Source organism: Streptomyces sp. GC420, from assembly GCF_009916105.1.
In the GTDB taxonomy this organism is placed as follows: Bacteria; Actinomycetota; Actinomycetes; order Streptomycetales; family Streptomycetaceae; genus Streptomyces.
In genome coordinates, this window is sequence record NZ_JAAAXQ010000395.1 from 1 (window position 1) to 6,770 (window position 6,770).

Annotated in this window: 4 protein-coding genes; all 4 read right to left on the minus strand. The window is 70.5% G+C overall.

Annotated elements, in window-relative coordinates; genetic code table 11:
• Nucleotides 1–475 (minus strand): hypothetical protein (locus GUY61_RS32145; protein ID WP_166633854.1); only part of this gene is annotated, 475 nt, incomplete at its 3' end.
• Nucleotides 476–575: 100 nt separating this feature from the next.
• A complete protein-coding gene (locus GUY61_RS32150) occupies nt 576–3,041 on the minus strand; it encodes a glycosyltransferase family 2 protein (protein ID WP_313896972.1) in 2,466 nt (821 codons plus the stop codon).
• Nucleotides 3,042–3,074: 33 nt separating this feature from the next.
• Nucleotides 3,075–3,770: a GntR family transcriptional regulator gene (locus tag GUY61_RS32155; RefSeq protein ID WP_166633855.1), complete on the minus strand. Its 696-nt coding sequence runs from the start codon at nt 3,768–3,770 to the stop codon at nt 3,075–3,077.
• Nucleotides 3,771–3,922: 152 nt separating this feature from the next.
• Nucleotides 3,923–6,770, minus strand: a 2,848-nt coding sequence (locus GUY61_RS32160; protein WP_166633856.1) for a carbohydrate binding domain-containing protein, incomplete at its 5' end; no start/stop codon positions are given.

A 6,770-nucleotide genomic window follows, 5' to 3' on the forward strand; every position in this document is an offset into this window, starting at 1 on the left:
GGTCGATACCGATGGCCGGGGCGACGAACTCCAGCTCGCGCAGCAGGCCCTGGGTGGAGCCCAACGGCCCGCCGCCCGCGAGCAGTTCCTCGTTGGAGAGCGGGGTCGCGAAGTCCACGGGGACGTAGGCGCCCGCGTGGTCGTAGTGCCAGACCAGATGGGACTGCTGCGCGGTGGTCTCGAACATCTCCAGCAACTGCTCGTAGTCGCCGCCGAGTTCGTCGACAGGTGTCACCGGCAGACGGCAGATCTGGAGCAGGTAGGCGCGGCGCAGGAAGTGCAGGGCGTCGTAGTCGAACCCGGCGACGGGCGCGACGTCCCCCGAGAGTCCCGGCATGTAGGCGAAGACGGGGACGGGCGGAAGTCCGGCCTCGCCGAGTGCCTTGTCGTACGCCGCGATCTCCTCGGCGAAAGGATTGTCGGGGCTGTGGCACAGCACATCGACCAGGGGAACAAGCCACAGGTCACAGGCCAAGAGAGTTCCTCGTCTCGCTCCGGTCGGCTCTGGTCGGGACAGCGTAGTGCGCGCCGCACGCTCCGCGAAGGGGCGGGTGCGGCGCCCTTCGGCGCCGTCGTCAGCGGTGCGCGCCCACGTCCCAGACCCACGCGCCCCCGACGCGCTCCCCGGGTTCCCCCAGCAGTCGCTCCACAGCGGTCCTGAGCTGTTCCTCGTTGTCCTGCGGAGCCAGCACCAGCACCCCCGCCCTCCAGTACTCCAGGTCCTCGCGGGCCTGGGCGCGCTGCAGTTCGCCGATCTCCGGCACGCTGCCCGAGTAGCGGACGTCCCGCAGCAGTGTGGAGGTCGGGCGCGGCGGAGCGCCGTAGCCGCCCTGACGTTCAGTGCCCCAGGGAGCCATGTAGTAACCACGCGGCACCTGGAATCCGAGATCGGCCGTGGTCTGCCAGTGCAGGGCGTGCGCGCTGCCGGGGTCGGGCAGCGGTACGGGGACGAGGGTCTCGCCCTCCCCGACGTGACCGCGCCAGGCGCCGGAGGTGATGAAGGCGGGCACCTCGGGGCGGTCCTCGACGACCAGCGGGGTGGGGACGATCGGCAGCAGGGCGACCGCGACGCCGGCGAGACCGAGGAGGCGGTCGGGACGGCGCTCCGCGATCAGCAGCCGGTCCACGGCGAGGGCGAGCAGCGCCCCGAGCGCCGGGGCGCAGATCATGGCGATGCGCGACTCGATCACCGACTCGAAGAGCGGCCGGTGGGCGAGCAGTTGCCAGGGGCCGGGGAGGACCATGTCCGTCAGGGGGATGCGGAACTCCTCCCCCAGCGACAGGAACGCGGCGGTCACGGCCGTCAGGGAGAGCGCCCGGACGGCGGGGCTCTCCCACATCCGTACGGTGATCGCGAAGGCCAGCAGCACCAGCGGCCAGCCGTAGAAGGCGTTCTGCTCCGTGACGTTGATGGACAGCGCGCCGGCGGTCTCATCGTCGCCGGCGAGGGCGCGCGCCGAGAAGGCGAGCAGCGCGAGCGGGCTGTTGCCGACCTGTCCGTGCTCCACGTGCTGGTAGCTCTGCGGGCCGAAGAACTGCCAGGTCAGGGGGTAGGCGATGATCGGGAAGGTGGTAAGGGCGGCGATGCCGAGGCCCTTGGCGAGCGGCAGGGCGGCGGCGCGCGCGACGTCCCGGCGCACCAGGGCGTGGAAGAGCGCGAAGAGCAGCATGCCGAGCGCGGCCAGCAGCAGCGGTTCCTCGCCGAGGAAGATCTGGTACGCGGCGAAGAGGCCGAGGACCACCCCGTGGCGTCCGATGTCGCCGCCTTCGGCGATGCGCAGTGCCCGGTCGATGATCAGCGGGATCATGAACAGCACCACGAAGTTCGGGTGCGCGTTGGCATGGGAGATCATCGGCGGCGCGTAGGCGCAGAGCAGGGCGCCGGTGGCGGCCGCCCAGCGGCTTGCGACCAGGCGTTTCGCCAGCAGCCAGTACCAGGCGCCGGCGGTGGCCGCCGTGCCCAGGGTGAGGACGAGGGCGAAGGTTGCGGTCGGGCCGAAGGCGAGGGTGACGGGGGTGAGCGGGACGGACAGGCCCAGCATCGTCGTGTTCGCCATCAGGTTAACGCCGTCGGGGAAGCCCTGGAGCGTGGTGAACAGCGGGTTCCGCAGGTGGGCGGCGTTGTCGGCGGTGACGGCGAAGAACCACTCCCACTGGTTCTGGTCCTGGAGGCTGTCGCGCAGGTAGCCGCCGCCGAGGTCGGTCCACAGGTGCCCGTAGAGGAGGAACGAGCAGAGCAGGAACAGGACGGGCACGGCAAGGTCGGCTGGGCGCAGCGAGCGGGCCCTGAGCCGGGCCAGGTCGACGAGGACCCGCCCGTAGTCGAGCGGCCTCACCTTGGAGCCCGGCTGGTGCGACCAGCGCACCGGCACTTCGGCGATCCGCAGGCCCGAGGCGCGGAAGTGGTGCAGGATCTCGACGTCGATGCCCCAGCCGTCGAGCCGGGAGGCGGCGAAGGCCTCGCGTGCCGGGTCGCCCTCGAAGAGTTTGAAGCCGCACTGGGTGTCCCTGATGCCGGGCACGGCCAGCGCCCTTATCAGGGTGTTGCCCCTGCGACCGAGCCATTCGCGCAGCCGGTGCTGGCGGTGCTCTATGGCGGAGTCCGGGTGGGCGCGGGAGGCGAGCGCGGCGGCGGTGCCCTCGGAGAGTTCCTTGTCGAGGCGGTCGAGTTCCTCGATGGGGGTGGCGAGGTCGGCGTCGGTGACGAGGACGCGGCGACCCCGGGTGGCGGCGACTCCCTGGCGCAGGGCGTGGCCCTTGCCGCGGTTGCGTCCGCTCGTGAGGACCTTGATCCGGGGCTCTGCCGCGGCGGCCTCGCGGGCGACCTCGGCGGTGCGGTCGGTGGAGCCGTCGTCGACGACGATCAGTTCCCAGGTGCCCCAGCGCCCGGGGTCGGAGCCGAGGTGGGCGCGGATCGTCCGCAGTGTGGGGGCGAGGCGCCGCTCCTCGTTGTACGCCGGAACGACGATGCTCAGGTCGACGAAGCTCAGATCGACGGCGCCGGGGCCCCCGGGCGTGGCCGGGGTGCCCGCGGCGGACACAGGTGTCGCGGAAGTCCCTGGGGTCACAGGAGGTCACTCACCGGCCAGGTCGTCGACGAGCCGGCGCGCGTGGCGGTTGTGCTCGGCGACCACGGCGCGGGCCGTCTCGCCGTCGCACTGGGCGATCGCGTCGGCCAGCGCCCCGTGCCCGGCCCACAGCCGGCCCCGCAGATCGGGCTCGCGGCGCAGGTACGGCACGGCGAAGACCCAGCAGTGGACGCGGATGCGGTGCAGGAAGTCGGAGACGTAACTGTTGTCGACGAGGGCTCCGACCTCGCGCCAGAACCGGATGTCGTAGCCCACGAGGACGTTGAGGTCGCCGGCCGTGGCGGCCCGCTCGGCCTCGGCGGCTCGGCGCCGCACCGACACCATGACCCGCGGGTCCCGCGGCGGCCGCATGCCGTCCTCGGCGCAGCGCCGGAAGATGCCCTCGGCGATGAAGGAGCGGGCCTCGATCATGTTGCGGTAGTCGGCGACGGTGAACTCGTGGACGCGGAAGCCGCGGTGCTGGTCGGAGTCGAGCAGGCCCTGGCCGGCGAGATCGACGAGGGCCTCCCTGACGGGGGTCGCCGAGACGCCGTACTGTTCGGCGATCTCCTTGACCGTGAACTCCTGCCCCGGGGAGAGGCGCCCCGCCAGCGCTTCGTCCCGCAGCGCGTCCGCGATCTGCTGTCGCAGGGTGCTGCGGGTGACGGTGACGCCACCGCCTGGTGTCCCGGTGCCGGGCATCGTGCTCTCTTTCCTCGGCCGCTCGCATGACGGTCTGCGCACATGGGCTGCGCACAGACTAGGCCAGGGGCACGGGAGAGCCGGTGCCCCGACCGTACTTGCCTGGTTCGGACGGCCGGGGCACCGGAATGGGTCCTGTCAGCGGCTGGGGCTCACTTCAGGTACGGGCCGTCGGTGCCGATCTTGCCAGGTGCCGCGTTGGCGCCGCCGAGGTCCAGGACGTACGCCCGCAGATTGCCCTTTCCGGGGGCGTCCACGCCGAGCGTGCCGTCTGTGACTGTCCTGATCGCGCCGGTCACGGCGTCCTTGTAGGTGCCGTTCGGGATGCCGGTGAAGGTGGCCCCGCCCGAGACGGTGACCAGGACGAAACTGTCCACTCCGGTGGCGGCGTCGGTGTAGCGGCGCTTGAACGCCATGTCGCCGGAGACGCCGGCGGTGGAGTACTGGCCCGTCTGGAGGGCGGGCACGGCCCGGCGGATCAGGTTCAGCCGCTGGACGTGCCGGGCCAGGGGCTGGGACAGGGTGGTCGCGACCTGCCCGGACGCGCTGTCGACCGCTGCGAAGTCCGAGGCGGTGACGCTGCCGGACAGGTGGGAGCCGTAGTAGGCGCGGCCCGTCGTCGCCAGGGGGCAGCTGGGCCCGCAGTCGATCTTCTGGCCTGCCCTGAACTCGATCTCGGAGCCGTAGTAGAGGGTCGGTATGCCACGGAAGGTCCACATCAGGGACATGTTCTCGGCCCAGGCGTCGGTGCCCTCGGCGTACCGGTTGGCCGACTTGTTGGGGCCGTAGTCGTGGCTGTCGACGTACACGACGTTGTACGTCGCGTCGTTGACGGAATCGTCCGAATCCTTTCCGTTGTGGAAGGCGTTGGAGGCGCTGCCGAAGTTCATGTGCATGCGCATGTCGATGATGTTCATGCCGGAGAAGCGGCTGTGGTCGGGCGCGTGGTAGCTGTTGCCGTTGAGGAAGGCGTTGTCGGAGGTGGGCTGGTTCCCGGTGCCCTGGCCGTTCTCGTAGTCGTACTGCTCGATGGCGGCGGTGGCGTCGTCGGCGCTGTACTCCCGGCGTTCCTTCCACGTGTAGAACTGCGCGGAGTGGTTCACGGAGCCGCGGTTCCACTTGTCGTTGACGAAGGCGGCGACCTCGCCGAAGACGAAGAAGTCCTGTGCCTTCGCCGCCCCGAACCGCTCGGTGACGCGCTGCTGGATCGCGGGCAGGAAGCGGCGGTTCCAGGTCACCCGGGGGATGTGGACGGCGGTGTCGACGCGGAAGCCGTCCACGCCCATGTCGATGTACTTGTTGTAGGCGCCGATCAGGTAGTTCTGCACCTGGGTGTTCTCGGTGTTGAGGTCGGCGAGATCCTCGTGCAGCCAGCAGCTGCGCGAGTCCTCTCCCTCCCAGTTGCCGATCCAGCACTGGTGGTACAGCGCGGCGGGGAACATCTTCGAGGTGGGGCTCGGCCACTGGCAGTTGTAGAGCGTGTAGCCCTCGGGGCTCTTGCCGCCGGTGGGCACGCCCCAGTTGACGCAGGTGTTGCCGGTGGGTTCGGCGGTCGACCACAGGTCGCCGTTGTAGTACGACTTGCCGGACACCGGCTCGACGGTCAGGCCGTCGTACTCGAAGCCGTCCTGACGCTGGTCGTAGTACCAGCTCCACTGGGAGTCGCGTACGCCGTAGACGGTGGGCGTGAACAGCCCCTTCGCGCCCCAGCGCGAGCTGTGGTTGTAGACGACGTCCTGGTAGATCTTCATGCCCTTGGCGTGGGCGGCGTCGATCAGGTCCTGGTAGGAGGCGCCGGCGGATTCGAGGCGCGGGTCGACCCGGTAGAAGTCGTAGCCGTGGTAGCCGTGGTAGTCGTAGTCGGAGCGGTTCAGGACGACCGGGGTGATCCAGACGGCGGAGAAGCCGAGGCCCTTGATGTAGTCCAGTTTCTGGACCAGGCCCTTGAAGTCGCCGCGGAACATGGGGTCGTCGTTGGCGGCGTTGCCCGACTTGGTGTGCTGGCTTCCGCCGCGGTTGTTGTCCGGGTCGCCGTCGTTGAAGCGGGCGGTGAGGACGAAGTAGACGGGGTCCTTGCGGGGGTCGCCGCCCAGGGGTTCGCCGGTCGGCAGCTCCTGTGCGGTGCCGGTGGTCGCGGTGGCGGGGGCGGAGGCGGCGGAGACATTGCCGGCGGCGTCCAGGGCGTGGACGGTGAACGAGTACGCCGTATCGGCCTCCAGGCCCGTCTGCGTGGTCACGGTGGAGGTGACCGTGGTGACGGAGCTGCCCTTGGTGCCTCCGGTGCGGGTCAGCCGGTAGCCGGTGACGCCCGTGTCGTCGGTGGCGGCCTGCCAGCTGACGACGACGGAGGTGCCGGTGGCCTGCGCGGTCAGGCCCGTGGGCGCCGTGGGGGCGGTGGTGTCGGGCTCGGCCTCGGCGCAGGGGTCGGCGGCGTCCTTGGTCACCGTACGGTCCTTGACCGTGCTGATGCCGCTGCCGAGCCGGTAGTTGGCGCCGTTGTTGTTGTCCCAGACGCCGTTGCCGTTGTTGAAGGTGGCCTGCCAGGTGGTGGCCGAGCCGAGGTCGACGGTCAGCGACACCCAGCCGGCGCAGGCGGGTTCCATGCCGATGCCGGGGGCGGTCGTCCAGGAGCCGCCGTCCGGGGCCCAGTGGAGGTTGTACGCGGACCAGTCGACGGTCGGGGTGTAGTAGTACACCGTCGCGGCCGTGCCCTCGACGGGGCCGGTGTCGGCGCAGGGGTCGCTGTGCGCGACGGCGCCGTCCTTGACGGTGATGTCACCCGTCCCCAGCTGGAAGTTGGCGCCGTTGTTGTTGTCCCAGACGCCGTTGCCGTTGTTGAAGGTGGCCTGCCAGGTGGTGGCCGAGCCGAGGTCGACGGTCAGCGACACCCAGCCGGCGCAGGCGGACTCCATCCTGGTGCCGGGAACAGCGGTCCACGAGCCACCGGAGGGGGCCCAGTGGAGGTGGTACGCCGACCAGTTCCTCGTCGGCGTGTAGTAG